At 42.6% G+C, this 16,891-nt stretch carries 15 protein-coding genes; 7 read left to right on the top strand and 8 right to left on the bottom strand.

Annotation, left to right across the window (positions count from 1 at the left end; genetic code table 11):
* Positions 1 to 21 precede the first annotated feature (21 nt).
* A complete protein-coding gene (kdpA, locus tag HUN01_RS10840) occupies positions 22 to 1,767 on the bottom strand; it encodes a potassium-transporting ATPase subunit KdpA (RefSeq protein WP_181931269.1) in 1,746 nt (581 codons plus the stop codon).
* 829 nt (positions 1,768 to 2,596) lie between these two features.
* On the opposite strand from kdpA, the gene HUN01_RS10835 reads away from it, so the two are divergent.
* From HUN01_RS10835 to HUN01_RS10825, 3 genes are all read left to right on the top strand, one after another.
* Positions 2,597 to 3,571 (top strand): cysteine synthase A, encoded by a 975-nt coding sequence (locus HUN01_RS10835; protein WP_181931268.1) that lies wholly within the window; start codon positions 2,597 to 2,599, stop codon positions 3,569 to 3,571.
* An 80-nt stretch (positions 3,572 to 3,651) separates the two neighbouring features.
* Positions 3,652 to 3,990 (top strand): (2Fe-2S) ferredoxin domain-containing protein, encoded by a 339-nt coding sequence (locus HUN01_RS10830; RefSeq protein WP_181931267.1) that lies wholly within the window; start codon positions 3,652 to 3,654, stop codon positions 3,988 to 3,990.
* Positions 3,991 to 4,123: 133 nt separating this feature from the next.
* Positions 4,124 to 5,092 (top strand): DUF5331 domain-containing protein, encoded by a 969-nt coding sequence (locus HUN01_RS10825; protein ID WP_181931266.1) that lies wholly within the window; start codon positions 4,124 to 4,126, stop codon positions 5,090 to 5,092.
* 110 nt (positions 5,093 to 5,202) lie between these two features.
* Here the strand turns inward: HUN01_RS10825 and ygfZ are convergent, their stop codons facing one another.
* Positions 5,203 to 6,198, bottom strand: coding sequence for a CAF17-like 4Fe-4S cluster assembly/insertion protein YgfZ (gene ygfZ / locus HUN01_RS10820; protein ID WP_181931265.1), 996 nt, complete (start codon positions 6,196 to 6,198; stop codon positions 5,203 to 5,205).
* 136 nt (positions 6,199 to 6,334) lie between these two features.
* On the opposite strand from ygfZ, the gene HUN01_RS10815 reads away from it, so the two are divergent.
* On the top strand, positions 6,335 to 6,541 hold the full coding sequence (locus HUN01_RS10815) for a type II toxin-antitoxin system HicB family antitoxin (RefSeq protein WP_181931264.1): 207 nt from the start codon (positions 6,335 to 6,337) through the stop codon (positions 6,539 to 6,541).
* Positions 6,531 to 6,752: a type II toxin-antitoxin system HicA family toxin gene (locus tag HUN01_RS10810; protein ID WP_181931263.1), complete on the top strand. Its 222-nt coding sequence runs from the start codon at positions 6,531 to 6,533 to the stop codon at positions 6,750 to 6,752. Before HUN01_RS10815 ends, HUN01_RS10810 begins: the two co-directional genes overlap by 11 nt.
* A 68-nt stretch (positions 6,753 to 6,820) precedes the next feature.
* Here HUN01_RS10810 and HUN01_RS10805 read toward each other — a convergent pair whose 3' ends face one another.
* Both HUN01_RS10805 and HUN01_RS10800 read right to left on the bottom strand, forming a co-directional pair.
* Positions 6,821 to 7,084 (bottom strand): hypothetical protein, encoded by a 264-nt coding sequence (locus HUN01_RS10805; RefSeq protein WP_181931262.1) that lies wholly within the window; start codon positions 7,082 to 7,084, stop codon positions 6,821 to 6,823.
* A 66-nt stretch (positions 7,085 to 7,150) separates the two neighbouring features.
* Positions 7,151 to 8,167 (bottom strand): helix-turn-helix domain-containing protein, encoded by a 1,017-nt coding sequence (locus HUN01_RS10800; RefSeq protein WP_181931261.1) that lies wholly within the window; start codon positions 8,165 to 8,167, stop codon positions 7,151 to 7,153.
* A gap of 136 nt (positions 8,168 to 8,303) precedes the next feature.
* On the opposite strand from HUN01_RS10800, the gene HUN01_RS10795 reads away from it, so the two are divergent.
* Positions 8,304 to 8,564 carry a hypothetical protein gene (locus HUN01_RS10795; RefSeq protein ID WP_181931260.1) on the top strand — a complete coding sequence of 87 codons (261 nt, stop codon included), beginning with the start codon at positions 8,304 to 8,306 and terminating at the stop codon, positions 8,562 to 8,564.
* Between the two features lie 109 nt (positions 8,565 to 8,673).
* On the opposite strand, the gene HUN01_RS10790 is transcribed toward HUN01_RS10795, so the two are convergent.
* Positions 8,674 to 9,162, bottom strand: a complete 489-nt coding sequence (locus tag HUN01_RS10790) for a hypothetical protein (RefSeq protein ID WP_181931259.1) — start codon at positions 9,160 to 9,162, stop codon at positions 8,674 to 8,676.
* A gap of 163 nt (positions 9,163 to 9,325) precedes the next feature.
* On the opposite strand from HUN01_RS10790, the gene HUN01_RS10785 reads away from it, so the two are divergent.
* Positions 9,326 to 11,254, top strand: a complete 1,929-nt coding sequence (locus tag HUN01_RS10785) for a serine/threonine protein kinase (RefSeq protein WP_181931258.1) — start codon at positions 9,326 to 9,328, stop codon at positions 11,252 to 11,254.
* A 101-nt stretch (positions 11,255 to 11,355) separates the two neighbouring features.
* On the opposite strand, the gene HUN01_RS10780 is transcribed toward HUN01_RS10785, so the two are convergent.
* The 3 genes from HUN01_RS10780 to HUN01_RS10770 form a co-directional block, all read right to left on the bottom strand.
* Positions 11,356 to 12,960 carry a serine/threonine-protein kinase gene (locus HUN01_RS10780; RefSeq protein ID WP_181931257.1) on the bottom strand — a complete coding sequence of 535 codons (1,605 nt, stop codon included), beginning with the start codon at positions 12,958 to 12,960 and terminating at the stop codon, positions 11,356 to 11,358.
* A 298-nt stretch (positions 12,961 to 13,258) separates the two neighbouring features.
* Entirely contained in the window at positions 13,259 to 14,089 is an 831-nt protein-coding gene (locus HUN01_RS10775; protein WP_181931256.1) for a squalene/phytoene synthase family protein, read from the bottom strand.
* Between the two features lie 1,022 nt (positions 14,090 to 15,111).
* Positions 15,112 to 16,641 (bottom strand): FAD-dependent oxidoreductase, encoded by a 1,530-nt coding sequence (locus HUN01_RS10770; protein ID WP_181931255.1) that lies wholly within the window; start codon positions 16,639 to 16,641, stop codon positions 15,112 to 15,114.
* Between the last annotated feature and the right edge of the window lie 250 nt (positions 16,642 to 16,891).

The following is a 16,891-nucleotide window of genomic DNA, read 5'->3' as shown; positions in this document are numbered from 1 at the left end:
ACCGCTAACATTCCCCACTCCCTAGCCAATGCCTTTGGCGATAAAAAATGCTTCACCAATGGGGCCTAATGCTAATACTGGGAAGAATGTCAGTGCGCCCAAGATTAAAATTACGCCTGCGGTAACGCCTATAAATAGTCCGGTATCAGTTCGCAATGTCCCAGTCGTATAAGGAACAGCTTGCTTACGAGACATACTATCTGCTAAAAACAGCAAACCGATGATTGGAACATAACGTCCAGCTAGTAAACTGAAGCAGGTACTTAAGTTCCACCACAAAGCGGTTAAAGTTGGTGCTGTACCTGTAGACATCGCAAAAGGTGAAGGTTGAGAATCTCCTAAACCTTCAAAGCCAGAACCGTTGTTAGCAGCAGCGGAGGCATATTCATAGATAACTTGAGCAAAGCCGTGGAAACCGGGATTGCTAATTCCTGATAGTTGATCAGGAAACGCTAGGGCGATACCTGCGGGAATCATAATTGCGATCGGGTGAACTAGCAGAAGCAAAAAACTAGCAAGGACAACCTCGCGTTTCTCAATCTTGCGTCCGAGAAATTCTGGTGTGCGTCCCACCATCAGCCCTGTGGCGAACACAGCTAGAATCAGGTAAGCGAACAAGTAAGCGGTTCCAGTACCCTGTCCACCCCAAATAATTTGCAGGAACATATTAGAAAGGGTAATAAAACCACCGTTGGGCATAAATGAGTCGTGTAAACTGTTGACTGCGCCGCACATAGTACCAGTTGTACTCGTTGCAAATAATGCAGATTGTGCCCAACCAAACCGGACTTCTTTACCTTCTAAATTCGGTTGCTGACTACCCAGCAGTGCATTCACAGCCGGATTGCCGTTGTATTCACCAATGGCAGTAACGATGATAAATATTACATAGAGAACGCCCACCATACCGTAGACTAACCAAGCTTGCTTAGTGTTATTTGCAAACAACCCATAAGTGTAGATTAGGGAAGTGGGAATCGAAAGCATCGCCACAATCTGAATCAAATTAGAAAATCCGTTGGGATTTTCAAAGGGGTGTGCTGAGTTGATGGCGAAAAAGCCGCCGCCGTTTTCCCCTAATTGCTTGATAATTTCATAATGAGCAACAGGGCCACGAGCGATCGCTTGACTGATATTCGGATCTTCCAAGGTGGGAAATACAACTACACCCGCCAGTGTTTCGGGAACGCCAGCTGCCATGAGAGCGATCGCGCCGATAATACAAATAGGCAGCAAAATTCGGGTAATCGAGCGAATCAAGTCTACATAAAAGTTGCCCAACGATCTACCAGTCAATCCCCGAATAAAGGCAATCCCCACGGCTAACCCAGTCGCCGCAGAGGTAAACATGTGATAACCAAGTCCCCACATTTGGCTGCCATAGCTCATGTAGGTTTCACCAGAATAATGCTGCTGGTTGGTGTTAGTAATAAAAGAAATAGTCGTATGCAGCACTGTATCCCAGGTTGGCGCATCTATCTTGGTTGGGTTTAATGGCAGCCATCCTTGATTCATGATGATCAAGAAAATCAGCAACCCCATTGCTAAGTTGCTGTATAGGATTGCCCGCCCATACTGCCAGCCGGTCATATTTTCTTTAGTTTTAACCCCAACCAAAGAATAAAGTACTCGCTCAACCGGATTCAAAATCGGATCGAGAAAAGTACTTTGCTCTAGGTATACACGCGCCATATAGCGCCCAAAGACTGGAGTAATTGCTACTACAATCAGTAGCGTTAATACAATTTGAATCCATCCTTCTAGCATGAGTTAATCAAACTCCAATATGAGTAAACTTGAGATATTATCTTGCTATAAATTGGAAACTTTTATGAAGTATATTGGCATCATTGTTAATCAACCTATAATTATGGGCTTGATTCGTAAATCATGAAGCTTTTTGTTCAAGAATACAAGGTATAAATTGATATTTGAACTAGGCTATAGAAGAAATATATTTCTATATATACAAGTCTTCAGAGCGTTTATCTCGATCTATATCTGCAAATATAGAAAGACAGCTAAATCCTAAACAAATAGCTATCCCAATACGGTTCGGATAAGGTTTTTTGATAACATGCCCTAGATCGCGTCTCTTTTCTTAACCGAACCGTATTGATAGCTATCCCTCTTCAATCACTCTAGGCATAGTAAAATAAAAGTAAAAAACTGAATCTTTCTGATATGAAAATATCTGAAATAGCTGATTAACCAAGTTTTTACCCCACCCTAACCCTCCCCTTGCAAAGGGGAGGGAACTAGATTTCTTTTTTCCCCCCTTTGCAAGGGGGGATTAAGGGGGGTAATTTGACTTGTGCATACACCGTAGCCTTGAAAAGGGGGGAAAAGTTTCTAAAAGTCCCCCAATTTATCGGGGAATTTAGGGGGATCTAAAACGTTTTGCTACCAAATAGAGGACTTTTCAAACAACCTCTTAGAAACTTTAGTAAAAACATGTGTTCTTTCTGCCTCCCGCCTCCTGCCTTTCTTTGTAAGCAATCAACTGGTACTCTGAAACCAAAAATGGGATAAAGCTTACATGCTGATGCCACTATAAGCCAAAATTTTTATAGACACTCACACAGGTATAGTCAAAATGGATATTAAAAATGGCTTCGTCGGTGCTATTGGCAACACACCTCTGATTCGCTTAAACAGCTTTAGCGAAGAAACAGGCTGTGAAATCCTTGCTAAAGCAGAATTCCTCAATCCCGGCGGTTCCGTCAAAGACCGCGCCGCACTTTACATTATCGAAGACGCAGAAGAGAAAGGTCTACTCAAACCTGGTGGCACTGTCGTAGAAGGAACTGCTGGTAATACTGGCATTGGACTGGCACATATTTGTAACGCCAAAGGCTACAAATGCCTAATTATTATTCCCGATACTCAGTCACAAGAAAAAATAGATGCACTGACAACACTAGGAGCAGAAGTTCGTCCCATCCCTGCTGTACCGTACAAAGACCCAAACAACTACGTCAAGCTATCTGGCAGAGTCGCTGCTGAGTTAGAAAATGCCATTTGGGCAAATCAGTTTGATAACTTAGCCAATCGCCACGCCCACTACGAAACCACAGGGCCAGAAATTTGGGCGCAGACAGATGGTAAAATAGATGCATGGACAGCTGCAACTGGTACTGGTGGTACTTATGCTGGGGTAGCGTTGTACTTGAAGGAACAAAATCCGGCAATTAAATGCGTTGTTGCCGATCCACTGGGTAGTGCACTTTATAGCTATGTCAAAACTGGCGAAATCAATATAGAAGGAAATTCCATCACCGAAGGCATCGGTAACGGTCGCGTCACAGCCAATATGGAAGGCGCACCTGCTGATGATGCCATCCAAATCGATGACCAAGAAGCTTTACGAGTAGTTTACCAACTGCTGAGAAAAGATGGGCTATTAATGGGTGGTTCAACAGGTATTAATGTTGGTGCAGCTGTTGCCCTAGCCAAGCAGTTGGGCCCAGGACATACCATTGTCACCATTTTATGTGATAGTGGTTCCCGATATCAGTCGCGAATATTCAACCCTGAATGGTTAGCCTCAAAAGGACTTTCAATAGATTAGTCATTAGTCATTAGTCACTAGTCATTAGCAAAGGACAACTGACGAATGACTAATGACAAAGGACAAATGACAAATGACAAATGACAAACATAACTCAACCATCAAACTTCCCGATAATAGATCAACCCTCTTCTCCTAGATGTGTACGGGTTTGTCAAAATCGCACCTGCAAAAAGCAAGGTGCCCTCAAGGTATTAGCAGCTTTTGCCGCTTTGCCAATCCCTGGTGTGGCGGTAACGGCTAGCAGCTGTTTAGGACAATGTGGCAATGGGCCAATGGTGCTGATATTACCCGATGAAGTCTGGTATAGCGGCGTTCAACCCGATGAAGTATCTCTACTGGTAGAACATCATTTGCTAGGTGGCCAAAGAGTCAAACAGATGCTCTATTATCGATTTCATCCCCAAAAATCAAACTAATTGAAGAAGAATACAGAATTCAATTCTGTTAGCGGTAGCGGGGCGTTTAGCCCATTCTGGCGACTGACTTCTAAATTTTGTTTTGTTAATAATATCAATGTCTGCAATCTTGTTGACTGAAGCGAGGCATCCAATGAATATCCAACAGCTGCGTCAATCCTTAAAACACAAGTGGCTGATTTACTACGATCAAAATATTTCCTGGCTGGTCAAAATGCGAATTTGGGGGACTTATGATGGTCTGCGGCGTCCTTTGTCCGGTTTTATTTTGGCAACCCTGTCTGTTTTGGAACCCCAGTTTGATGAAATACTTTCTTTTATGCTGGAACTGAATAACGATCCAGATAAAATAGTCATCGCTTTAGGTCTTAATTTCAATCCTGATGAAGAGTTACGTTTAATAAAATTAGAACATTCTATGGCTACAAGCCAAGTTGAAAGCGAGTCGCCATACCAGAAGTATTCTGAAGATAAAGATGTGTCATCGGTTGTAACTGCTAGCAAGATTGCGTCTCATTCTTTTGCTGAAACTCTAGACTCAAACTTGCCACGCGCCGATGAACCAGTGCCATCATTTACAGCTAATACTGTTACTGAGGTAGTCCGCACACGCAAACCTGAGTTGGTAGTTGCATTTGCTACTAAAACGGCTCCAGATACTCCAGTAAAAACTCCATCATCGGGTTTTATAAGCGAATATCAGCCACTACAATCACCCCTTAAACGCCTCCCTTCAGGAGCATCGCTGACAATGACCACTGAGGTTAATAGTAAAGCCAAAACTATGCCATCTCTAGTATTAGCAACAGAGGTTTCTAGCAACAGTAAACCAGTGCGTAGTCGTCAGACATCGCCACCTGGGCGACTTCCTTTAGGTGCATTTCTGGCAATTACCACCGAGATTAACAGCAACGGCAAACCAGTGCGATCGCTATCAATTACTACTGATGTTAAAAGCAACGGCAAACATCCGCATATTCAACCACAAGACGTTAAAAGCAAAGTGAATTTACCAACCACTAATGCCCGTAGTCTAGCTTCTTGGGTAGATGAATTTTGTCAAGGTACTAGATGGGACGAGAAAGACGATATTTTTATTTGAACAATCATAACAATAGATGGAACGCCAAAAAGCAATTACCACTAGAGACGCGTTAGCGCACCACGCTACGCTAACGCATCTCTATTCTTTCTTAATTACGAATATACAAATTACGGGTATTCGTGAGAAACAAACGGGATTTCTACTACTTCACCCTCAGTTTCTCCCACTTGGACTTTTAAGCCTACGCCACCAGCTTTGGTGCGAATATAACCTAGTCCAAAGTAACCATCAGCGGTTTCTGTATAACTGGTAAGTTTGCCAACCTTTTCATCTCCAACTGCGATCGCACTTCCAATTTCCGCAGGAGCACTGAGACGAATGCCAAGCAAGTGTTGCTTTACACCTTTATATGTATTTAATCGGGCGATGGTTTCTTGCCCAATATAGCAACCTTTATTAAAAGAAATTGTTTGCCACAAACCAACTTCCAGCGGATTGTAGTCATCTGTGAGTTCCGCATCTGGGGCGGGGCGACCTTGTAAGATTCGCAAAGCATTCCAGGCGCGATCGCTCATTTCTACCGCCCCAGCTTCTAACAATTTGTTCCACACCGTTGATTTATCAGTATATGGGAAAGTGAAGGTGTATCCGGGAGCAGCTAACCCGCTACCCACAGCAATCCGCACTCCTTCAGCCGGAGCGATCGTGTATACTTGATGACTACCGTAAGGTTGACCGATGAGTTCGCCAATACCTAACTTTTCTAAAACAGCGTCGCTTCCTGGGCCAATCAGGCTGAAGGTGTTGGTGTATTCTGTGATATCAGATAATTCCACCTTGTCGGCATAGAAAATATATTTATCCAGCCATTCCATGAGATATTGGCGGCGGTTGGGTGAAACCAGCAAGATTACCGCATCTTCTCGAACATAGGCGGTTGCTAAATCAATTGTTCTGGCTGTGGAAGTGACAAAAACCGTATCGCAACCTTGTCCAGGCTTGAGTATTTGGAAATTGTTAGTACTTTGGTTATGTAAAAAATTGAGGCGATCGTCGCCAGATACCTTGATGCGTCCCCAGGCGGTGCGATCGCATACTGCAACCCCAACTCTGGCGGCTTCGATAGCTGCTGCGTCTTTCTCGTCAAGTGTAGATGTTGGCATGGTGATGAGAAGTTGCCCTGTTTCAATGTTGTCGCACTGGAAATCTTAGCAAATAAGCGTTTGCGGCTTCAATCTACCTCTGGTTTTCTTCTGACGTATAATCAAATCAAAAGAAAGTGCCGAACAATAAAAACTTATGAAGCGAACTTTTACTGCAAGTATATGGCAGGAAAGTAACTGGTTTGTAGCACAGTGCTTGGAGATTGATATTGCTAGCCAGGGCGAGACTGAAACTGAGGCATTAGCTAATCTTGAAGAAGCTTTGTCACTGTATTTTGAACCACCAGTAGCTACTATTATTCCTCAAATTAAGACACTTCAGGTAGAAATAGGTGCCGCTTAAACCATTACCTTATCGTGAAGTTAAGCGTAGATTAGAGGCAGCAGGCTTTGGGGAAGTTAGCCAAAAGGGTAGTCACGTAAAGTTTGCCAAATCTACCGATGAAGGAACCCGTACTGCGATTGTGCCTCGTCATCGAGAAATTACTATTGGTACGCTGGGCAGTATTTTACGACAAGCTGGGATAAGTGTAGAAGAGTTTGAGGGTTTGTAAGGTAGGCGTAGAAGTGAAAGGGGTTATGCTTAAAGCGATCGCTTCAAAGCTTTTTATGAACTCTCTATTTATCCTTTACTGTCCAAAATTTTGAAAATAGCTTCGCGGCTGACAGTTTCAGTATTTTCACCTTCTTTAATAGCCCTTTCTAAGGCTATATCTTGCCGCAAACTCTGCCCAATGTAAAACTTGAGTAATGCATCAAGTGTCATGTCACGATTAGCTGCTACTTTTTCGAGCGATCGCAATGTATCTGTTGGTATCTTTATTGATACTGTTTCTGTAGCACGGGGTCTTAAGTGTAGTTCTAGTTCTTCTTCAGGCTTGTTCATATAGCTGGATGGGCAGAAATAATGCGTATTCACCTAATATTTTGTATATAAAATGCGTTTTATATATTAATGTTTATCCATTAAAATTTTTCCAAAATAACTAAGAAAGTCTTGCAGGGCTTCCTTTAAATTAATGGATACCTTCCACATATTCCACTTCTCATCAAAACGCTCATCGGAATTAACTACTAAGTAAGCGTTAGCATCACTCAAAGTTTCGGGGTTAAATTCCTCTAAGGTGATGCTGGAGATAGCAATGTATCTGCGCTCGTATTCTTTATAAGCATTCATAGCGAAGGATATTACATCAATTGGAGGATCTTTCTTATAACGTCGTGTATTTATGCAACAATCGCCCACTGTTTTACCTTCAACTTGCAAGATTTGCCAATAATTAAGATGGAGTGATTCTAAAAAAATATCTTTTTTACTAGGTAATACCCAAAACCTTCCCTTTATAAAAAGGTCTATATCTTCTAAGACATCAGTGTATTCCCAATACTTCAGATTGAGTAAATGTGGTTCTAAAATATCTAAGGGTATAGAAATAGATAAATTCTCTTTCTGTTTTGATAAAATTAGTTGATAAGGATTACTTCCATTTTCAAGATTTTTAAGTCGATAGCCTACATCTTGCGATGTCTTGCTCATCTTAAACTTTTGCTCAAATCCGAGCGCCTCAAGTATATTGATAGCCAAAAACATCAATTCCTCTCCAGACTCTTCTACAATTTCGTCATCTGACAAAGCTAAAGAAGTCACGCCATCATAGTTTATCTTTTGCGGTTGGTTGCTAGCTTCATTGGTAATAGCAAGAGAGCAATTACTTACCCACTCAGGTTTGTACTTGAGAAATAAATCCTTTAACTTGTCTCTTAAAGGGCGATCGCCTGGAAATTCGCTTTTAATACCAAAATCCTTATATACATTTGAGATTTGCTTGCGTACAGTTCCTTCTGCACGTCCCCTAGACTGAGCAATCTCATCATTAGTGTATCCAGCCAGCAACAATTTCAACACCTCTACTTTGCGAGATGCTTTCCTTAGCTTTTCCAGAGCTTCATTAAACTGCGGACTATTCATACTTTTCAGAATACCGCATTTTCTTTAATCTGCGTACTTTGCGTATTGCGCGTATTCAGATTTGCTTTATGGGTGTCCATTGCTTTGCGTATCTGCGTAATGAGCATCATATACACAGAAGCGTTTGAGTGAACCAATGGAAAATGATTCTAGATTTGTCCAATTAGAAATACCAGGAATTGAGCAATTTCTTATCCAAAAAAAAACTGTCTCAGAAACAACCAAGATGACTCTACAAGCTATTACAGATATTTCGGTTAAAAGTCCAGATAATCAAATCACATTCCATCAATTAGCAATACCAGGGATAGAAGAATTTATCGCCAAATTGAAAACACAGTCAGAATCTAACAACTCAATTGACTACATCCGCATGAGTGAAGATTTTGCTGCTTGAAGAAAAAGCGTAGGCGCAGCCCAACTTAGGCATCACCTTACCTGATTAGCCCACGCAGGTGGGCTTTGTTCGTATAGCCCCAGAATTCATTCTGAGGCATTTATATTTATTACCCTTCTGGCAATTTAGCAAACGCCTGTTCAACTAACTCTTTTGACTTAGCATCCAAACGCAACCAATCCACTTCACCAAGTTCATCAATTAAACTAGTATCAATATCAGCAGATTCCTTCTGTGGGGTGTATTCAAAAAAACACACCTGATAACACAGTTCCCACAAATCGATACTTGCTTCTTGCTGTTGACGCTGCAAACGTAGATGATATCCTGGATGGGGCATCGGCAGACGAGTCAGAGTCTTTCTGATTTCATCTGCTTCTTGGGGCGTTGCAGTTTCCATTGCTTGCAACAGTTCAGTCACCAATGCTTTGATTTCATCAGTGGTGCTAGGCGGCCAAATCAGGACATCATGGTAAGTTCCCGTCCAGGGAGATTCATCAAGCAGCTTGCGGATGTTGTCGATAACGCGAATGAAAGCAGGTTGCATGAGGATTTCAGCCTGCTGCCATGCAACTGGATTTGTTATTTTAGGTGGCATTGGTAATAAACAGGGGCACTAAAAGAAAAATAAACAGTCTGCGTTTATTAAAAAGCTGCGTTTTTAATCTAAATCTTTTCTCAAGATAGCGGATTTCATTGAAGAAAATTTGGAGATATTTATTACCAGCTGGAAAATTAGGTAATAACTCTGGGGAGGGAATATGATAGGCAAGCTACTAGACCATCGTTACCAAGTAATTCGAGTCCTCGCGATGGGAGGATTTGGTCAAACATACATTGCCCAAGATACTCGGCGGCCCGGCAACCCTATTTGCGTTGTCAAGCACCTCAAACCCGGAACTGACCCCAGAGTTTTTGATACTGCTAAACGCCTGTTCAACAGCGAAGCCGAAACCTTAGAAAAACTAGGGAACCATGACCAAATACCCAGGCTACTAGCATATTTTGACGAAAACCAAGAATTCTATTTAGTACAAGAATATATTGAAGGACATACCCTAGCTGAGGAACTTATACCTGGTAAGCGCTGGAATGAAAGCCAAGTGATTCAACTGTTGCAGGAAGTTCTGGAAATTCTCGAATTTGTCCATCGCCAAGGCGTGATTCACCGCGATATCAAACCGGATAATATTATCCGTCGCGCCTCAGATAATAAGTTCGTTTTAGTTGATTTTGGAGCAGTAAAGCAACTGCGTACACAGATGGTAACAGTGGGCGGACAACCCTCTGCCACAGTCGTTATCGGTACTCCTGGCTATATGCCCACAGAACAAGGGCAAGGTAAACCCCGTCCCAACAGCGACATCTATTCCCTTGGCATCATTGCCATTCAAGCACTAACAGGATTACAGCCAACAGAATTGCAAGAAGACCCAGAAACGGGGGAAATCATCTGGCGTCATTCAGTAACCGTAAACCATCGACTGGCGGCAGTGTTATCCAAGATGGTGCGTTATCACTTCAAAGACCGCTACCAAAACGCTACAGAAGCACTGCAAGCCTGTAAAGATGCGATTAATCCTGTACCTACACTTTCCACACCTCAAGAAGCCGCCAAAAATTCTAGTTACCAAGCAGGCAAATCTCAGCCTCAAGTATCTCGGCTGCAAACTGTTGCAGTTGCACCAGCAAATCCTGTCCCCGCGAAACCTGCGCGTAAAGACTCTAGTAAATCCGACCCCTGGCCGATATTAATTGGCATATTATTAGCGGGTGGTGCGGCTGCCTTGGTAGCAAATGTATATCCAAATGTAAAAAATTTAGCTTTAAATCTTACAGGTAAGGATACCGCCTTAGCAAACAAATGCTCGGCTGTTGTCGTCGGAAATTCTAATATTCGTTCTGAACCTAGTTCGATAAATTCTGATAATGTTTTGCAAACAGTTGCTGATAACACCAATTTCGAGGTGACTGGCAAGCGGACAAGACGAGGTTGGATAGAAGTTAAACTTAAATCTGGTCGTTTGGCTTGGGCACACTCGGAGGTGATCACCAATAATCAAGAATGGGGTTCTTGCCTACGCGACAAGGGCATTGCAACTAAGATTGTAGATGATAGTACCCTGATTGCGACTCGAACAATTCCCAAGGCAAAACCAAAATCGAGAAATGTAGTAACTCCATTACCAGAAAAGCCAAAAGGGTCAACTGATGATGGTGGGAAATCAGAACGATCGCAGCCTAGTGATAACAGTGCCAATATTATAGAACAAGCCAGAAAGAAGTACGAATCAGGAGATATAGTGGGAGCGATCGCACTTTTAAGATCGATTCCGGCAAATGCTGCTTCTGGTATCCAAGAGACAGGCAAAATGATTGCCCAGTGGCAGGAAGATTGGGCGAAAGCCGAGGCGTTATCTAATGAGATCAACAAAGCAATAGATGATGGTAAATGGGATAAAGTTTTAGATTATAGAAACCATCCAGAAAAATTGCCTAATACTCAATATTGGCGAAACAAAATAGAACCATTATTTAAACAAGCGGCCGAAAATCTAGCAAAACAGGCACTACCGAAAGTAGAAAATCAAGGTAATCAGAAGAGTACCGAACAAAAACTTCCTGATCCTAACCAACCTGCCACTACAGAGAGTCCTAATGCTACAGAAACTCCTCAAAGTGGTTTTTAACAGTTACGAGTGCTAAGTGAAGAAAGAGTACTCAGCAATGATGTATGCGGGTATTAGCCCCGCTCCCGCTAACGTAACTCAGCACTCTTCATACTTTCAAATTACAATAAACCTCGTTTTCCATTGGGGCGCACAGTCATCCAATTTGTTTTTGCTAGTGCTAGCTGCTCATCAGAAATTTTGGCACTGGTGAGATTAGCACCACACAAATTAGCTCCTCGGAGGTTAGCATTGCTAAGATAAGCATTGCTGAGGTCTGCACCTCGCAGGTCTGCTCCTTCTAAATCAGCATGGTTAAAGTATGCTTTGGTCAAATTAGCATCTTTAAGATTTGCTCGAGTGAGACTGGCTCTGCCAAAGTCACTATTGTGAAGATTAGCTCCCTGAAGATTGGTTTTTTGCAATTGAGCAGAATGGAAATTTGTTTGGGATAAGTCAGCCCCTTGCAGATTCAGCAAATTTAAATTGTGTAGGGCAAAATCCCGTCTTCCCTTCAGATAGGCTGTTAATAAACTTTGAGTATCTAACTTCCGCTCAACTCTAGAATTTTGAACTTGTGAACCATTACTGTTGCTGTTAGCTAAAGTGGTTGATTTGACCATTCCAGAACCCTGGTGCAATCCACCCGCTTCTGCTGCCTTGGCTCGTCTAGCGCGAATTGCTGCCGCTACCTGCGCTACTCCTGTATTGCTAACACCAGTAGAAGGGTGATTAGATAAAACAGCAGAATTTTCCAGGTAGCTGTGTGTTCGCTCTTTAGAACTATTATCAGATTTAATCAGTAAACCCTTGGCTAAACTATCTAAATAGGGTTCTATTTCCAAGGCTCTGAGAACTTCTGCCGCTGACTGATAGCGACTACGTACAGACACGTCTAACATTTTTCGCAAGACATTGCTCAAGTGGTCACTCACTTGCACAAGCTGCTCCCACATCATCTCGCCAGTGTTGGGATTGTAATCTAAATCTTTAGGAGTTTTGCTAGTCAGTAAATAAATGCATGTCACCCCCAGTGCATAAATGTCACTGGCGTAGACTGGACGCATAGCCATTTGCTCTGGAGGTGCAAAACCAGGAGTACCAATGGCATAAGCAGTTAATGCTGTCTGTCCTGATGGACTTGCCGCACCTTGACTGATTTGGTTTTTGACGGCACCAAAGTCAATGAGTACCATTCTGGCATCTTGAGTGCGGCGAATTAAGTTGGCTGGCTTGATATCACGGTGAATCACCTTTTGCTCGTGGATGTATTGGAGAAGTGGCAAAACTTCGCTCAAAAATTGTTTGACTCCAGTTTCGCTCAAGATGCCGTTAAGTTTGACCTCCTCCTGCAAGGTATCACCACTGATGTATTCTTGAACTAAGTAGAATTGCTCATGATCTTCAAAATAATCTAACAATCTTGGTACTTGGGGATGATTGCCAATCTTACCTAGAGTTTTGGCTTCTCGCTCAAAGAGTTCTCTGGCCATCTGTAAAACGTGTGGGGCGCTTCCTGATGGGCGTAATTGTTTGATTACGCAACTCGGTTCTCCTGGTAGGCCTTGATCATTGGCTAAGAAGGTTGCTCCAAAGCCACCCTGACCTAATGGTTTGATCACCTGGTAGCGATCGCGCAACAGTAGTTGCGAGCCACAAGACTGACACCTTTGGCTATATGCCAAATTTTCTGGATTGGGACAGGTAGGATTTAAGCAGTAGCTCATGCACTCTCAACTCGCTGCACGAATAATCACGGGGAGTGTTATACTCCCTTTCAATTATTTAGATATTAATCAACTCCTGCCAGGTCATTTTTGCTGGAAATCCTTTGAAGAGTTGCTAAAGTTTAGCTAATATTACGTAAAGTGACTGCTAGAACAAGATAATTTATTATACTTACACGGATAAATTTGGAGGGCAGTGCCCAATGCCAGTTGCTTTACTTGGAGAAACCCCAAGACCACACTGGCTCTCCGACAGAAAATCACTGTAGGATTTTGGATGCCCAAATTTGGAGGCAATTTAGCTAGCTTTCATGTTTACACTAATCAATTGTTCGATAAGGGCAAAAACATCACTACGGCTGAGTTTCTCTTTACCATTAGCAAGGGCGTCAAGAGTTCCATTAGCCAAGGTTAAGGGAATTTGGCAAAAATCTAAGGCTGGGCCAGTAGGAAGGTCTTTAGTATAAGCTTCTGCCAGGGCTAGATTGCGCCGGGCATACTCTTGCATATTTTCTACATTCCAACCCTCTGGGAAGAATTCTACCCCACGCCCCAAATCTTCAGTATGGTTACGCAGGATATTAACTGCTTGTAAGCCCCGACCAAATCCAATTGCCTGGGTACGGTTCGTTTGTGTTCCATCGTACCAAGCCCATAAGTCCGAAAGTAACAATCCCACTGCACCTGCAACCCCAAAGGTATAACGATCCAAATCGGCTTCGGTGTAAATTTTCCAGTTTCTTTCTGCCCAATAAGCCATCCGGTCTGCCATTGCAGCAGTGGCATCCCAAATTCGAGGTGCAATGGTGTCTGGTGCTAGCAGCGACCATTCTCTAATGCTCAAAGTGACTTCTTCTAATGAATTCTCATACCCACTAAATCCTGCAAAGAAAGCATCTACCGCGAAGCCATCAACCCCTGCCTGTAATGTCAGGCTAATGCTTCTTAATAACTTCGCTTTAGTAACATTATCTAATTCAGGATGATCTTCAATTTCATCAATGGCACGCATACACAAATATGCTGATGCTACTGCTTCTTGCAATCCTGGCGGTAAAAGACTAATTGGTATATAAAAAGTTCGGCTAGTTTCTTTGAGGATTTGCAATGCATCTCTACGTAAATTCATGTTTTCACTCCCCGCTTGATTTTTGCACCACATGAAGTTTGCAGTTTTTTGATGATACTGGATATAGTTTTGACTAAACCTTAAAAACTATAGACTATAAGATACGCTAGTATTTCATCTAAAAATTAATAGTTTTGGTGTTGCAATTAACAAAAGTCTCAAATTGATCAAAGTCTAGTCCAGTATATAGGTTTTTGGTTGCAAAAATGTGTGAGGTGTCGTTTGATATAGCTTTCATAAACTTTTAATATAGATATAAAGAATTATGGTAATATTTGGTTGAATATCACAAAATTTTTCCATGAGCAAACATGCATTTTATGGATTTGAAAGCGTTTAAAGTCTGCGTTAATCTGACTAAAAAAGTGTAATTATTGTATATATAAAGACAATTTAAGAACAGATGACAACGAATAACAGCATTTGTACGCACTTTTAGATGCGAACAGCTGTTTTCCGAAGAATTAAGGTAAGTTAAATTGGACACAGAGGGCTGCGACGGTCTACGTCTACGCTAATCAGATATTGACCATAACCCATAACCATAAGTTCCCGTATATTTACTACATTGACAATAAAAAAGTGGGCTGTTTTCCCACTCAACAAAAAGTTTCTGAATATTTTTACATACGAACTGATGCCACCAAAGGAATTAAGGGTTTAACAAGAGAGGCAGGAGGCAGGAGGAATAGAAGAATATTTTCCTCTGTCTCCTGCGGCAACCCTATGGTGTACACACAAGTCTGAAATAGCTGATTAACCAGCGTTTTACCCCACCCTAACCCTTCCCTTGCAAAGGCTACGGTGTATACACAAGTCTGAAATAGTTTGCTCACCTGTTTTTTCGCGTCATTTTTACCCCACCCTAACCCTCCCCGATGCATTGGGGAGGGAACTAGATTTCTTTTTTCCCCCCAATGCATTGGGGGACTAAGGGGGGAATTCGACTTGTGTGTATACCGTAGTCTGCGGCAACCAGAGGGAACAACGGTCTAAGTCCCTCACCAAAATCTTTGCCTACTTCATTTATTTTCCATTGGTGTTAGTCCATTAATGGCTGGCCCGTTGATTACCTGTCCCTGCGTATTAAACCGCGAACCGTGACACGGGCAATCCCAGGTTTTTTCTGAGGAATTCCAGGCGACGATACAATTGAGGTGAGTACAGATTGCAGAATGTTCGTGCAATGTACCGTTTTCGTCTCGATAGGCTGCGACTTTTGTCAAACCACGCCGCACGACTGCACCTGTACCGGGAGTGACTTTTTCGACGGAATCAACATCCCCTGGTGTCACCCACTCTAAATACTGGGTAGCAACGTTAATATTCTCAGATATAAAATCACCTACTCCACTAATTCTCGCACGCGATGGGTCATAAAGCTCTGCCCAGGTATTCTTTCGCCCTAAAATCAAATCTGTTAAGAGTATGCCCGCGATCGTCCCGTGGGTCATTCCTATGCCTGTATCACCGGTGACGATGTAGACGTTTTCCTCGTCAAAGGGGTTTTTGCCAATGTAGGCTATACCATCATCAGAATTCATTACCTGACCTGACCAGCGAAATAAAACTTCCTGTGCCATCGGGAAACGTTCTCGCGTCCATGTCTCGAGTTTGGCATATCGTGAGGAGGCATTGTCAGCTTGTCCGGTTTTGTGGTCTTCGCCGCCAACAATTAATACATCATACTGTTCGTCAATGCTTTGGGTTCGCACGTAGTGGTAAGGATCGAGGGTATCCCAGTAAAGCGCTTTAAAAACAGAATCACGAGGCACTTTTGCACCGATGACAAAAGTCATATATGGAGCCTGCTTAAAGTGCATAGTAGCCAAGTTACTGATTGGTGAGTTGGTGGCTACTACCACAGCATCAGCTGTTACAACTTTACCACTGCTCGTCTCAACGCGGGCGGGTAAACCACCTTTGATTTTTTCTACGTGTGTTCCTGTGTAAATTCTACCGCCACGGCGTTGAATGGCTTCTGCAAGCCCACTTAGATACTTCAGCGGGTCAAATTGCCCTTGTTGGGGAAAGCGTAGACACGCTCCTGTATCAAAATCAGTCAGCGGCGCTTTTTTCACCATTTCTACATCAGTAAGTCCAGCTTGGTGTACTGCTTCTAACTCCTGCTGAATCTCATCTATTGATTTTAGGTCTGGGGGAAAAAGATAGCCGTCAAGTCGCTCAAAGTCACAGTTAATGTTTTCTTGAGTTGCGATCGCCTCTATAGTATTAATTGCTGTTGTATGACTTTGGGCAACAAGTTTTACACCTTCTTTACCGTGCATTTGCTCCAGTTCGTGGTAAGGATAACTTAGCACGTTCGATAGGTGTGCTGTTGTTCTTGCCGTTTGACCGCCACCAATGGGGCCATCATCTAACACGACTACTGACTTACCTTGGCAGGTTAACATATAGGCAGTTGACATCCCCGCTATCCCAGCACCGACAACGCACACATCTGCATGAGTATTTTCGGTAAGCACAAGTTGATCTGGGACTTCTGCCGTTGTCATCCAAATAGAAATAGTTTTACCAGAGTCGTTTCGCATATTCTTATAGAGTCTCAAGCCAAATTTAGTGACTGGAAAGAAAGTTTTAGGGATAAGGGCGATGGCAAGGTAATAGGATTTATGCACAAGATATCTCTCAACTCCTTAACAAGTTGGATCTAGAGAGTCATCCTTTTTTAAGGCTTGGTTGAGGGAGCGATTTTTCAGATTTTCAGTGTGTAGGTATTGACTAAAAAGGAAAGAGAAATGAAAAATATTTTCGCGTTTTCCTTTTTTGTTGTGCCTCAAT

The sequence above is a fragment of the Nostoc edaphicum CCNP1411 genome (genome assembly GCF_014023275.1).
GTDB lineage: Bacteria > Cyanobacteriota > Cyanobacteriia > Cyanobacteriales > Nostocaceae > Nostoc > Nostoc edaphicum_A.
The sequence above is the reverse complement of the archived record's forward strand: the minus strand, read 5'-3'. Positions and strand labels throughout refer to the sequence as shown.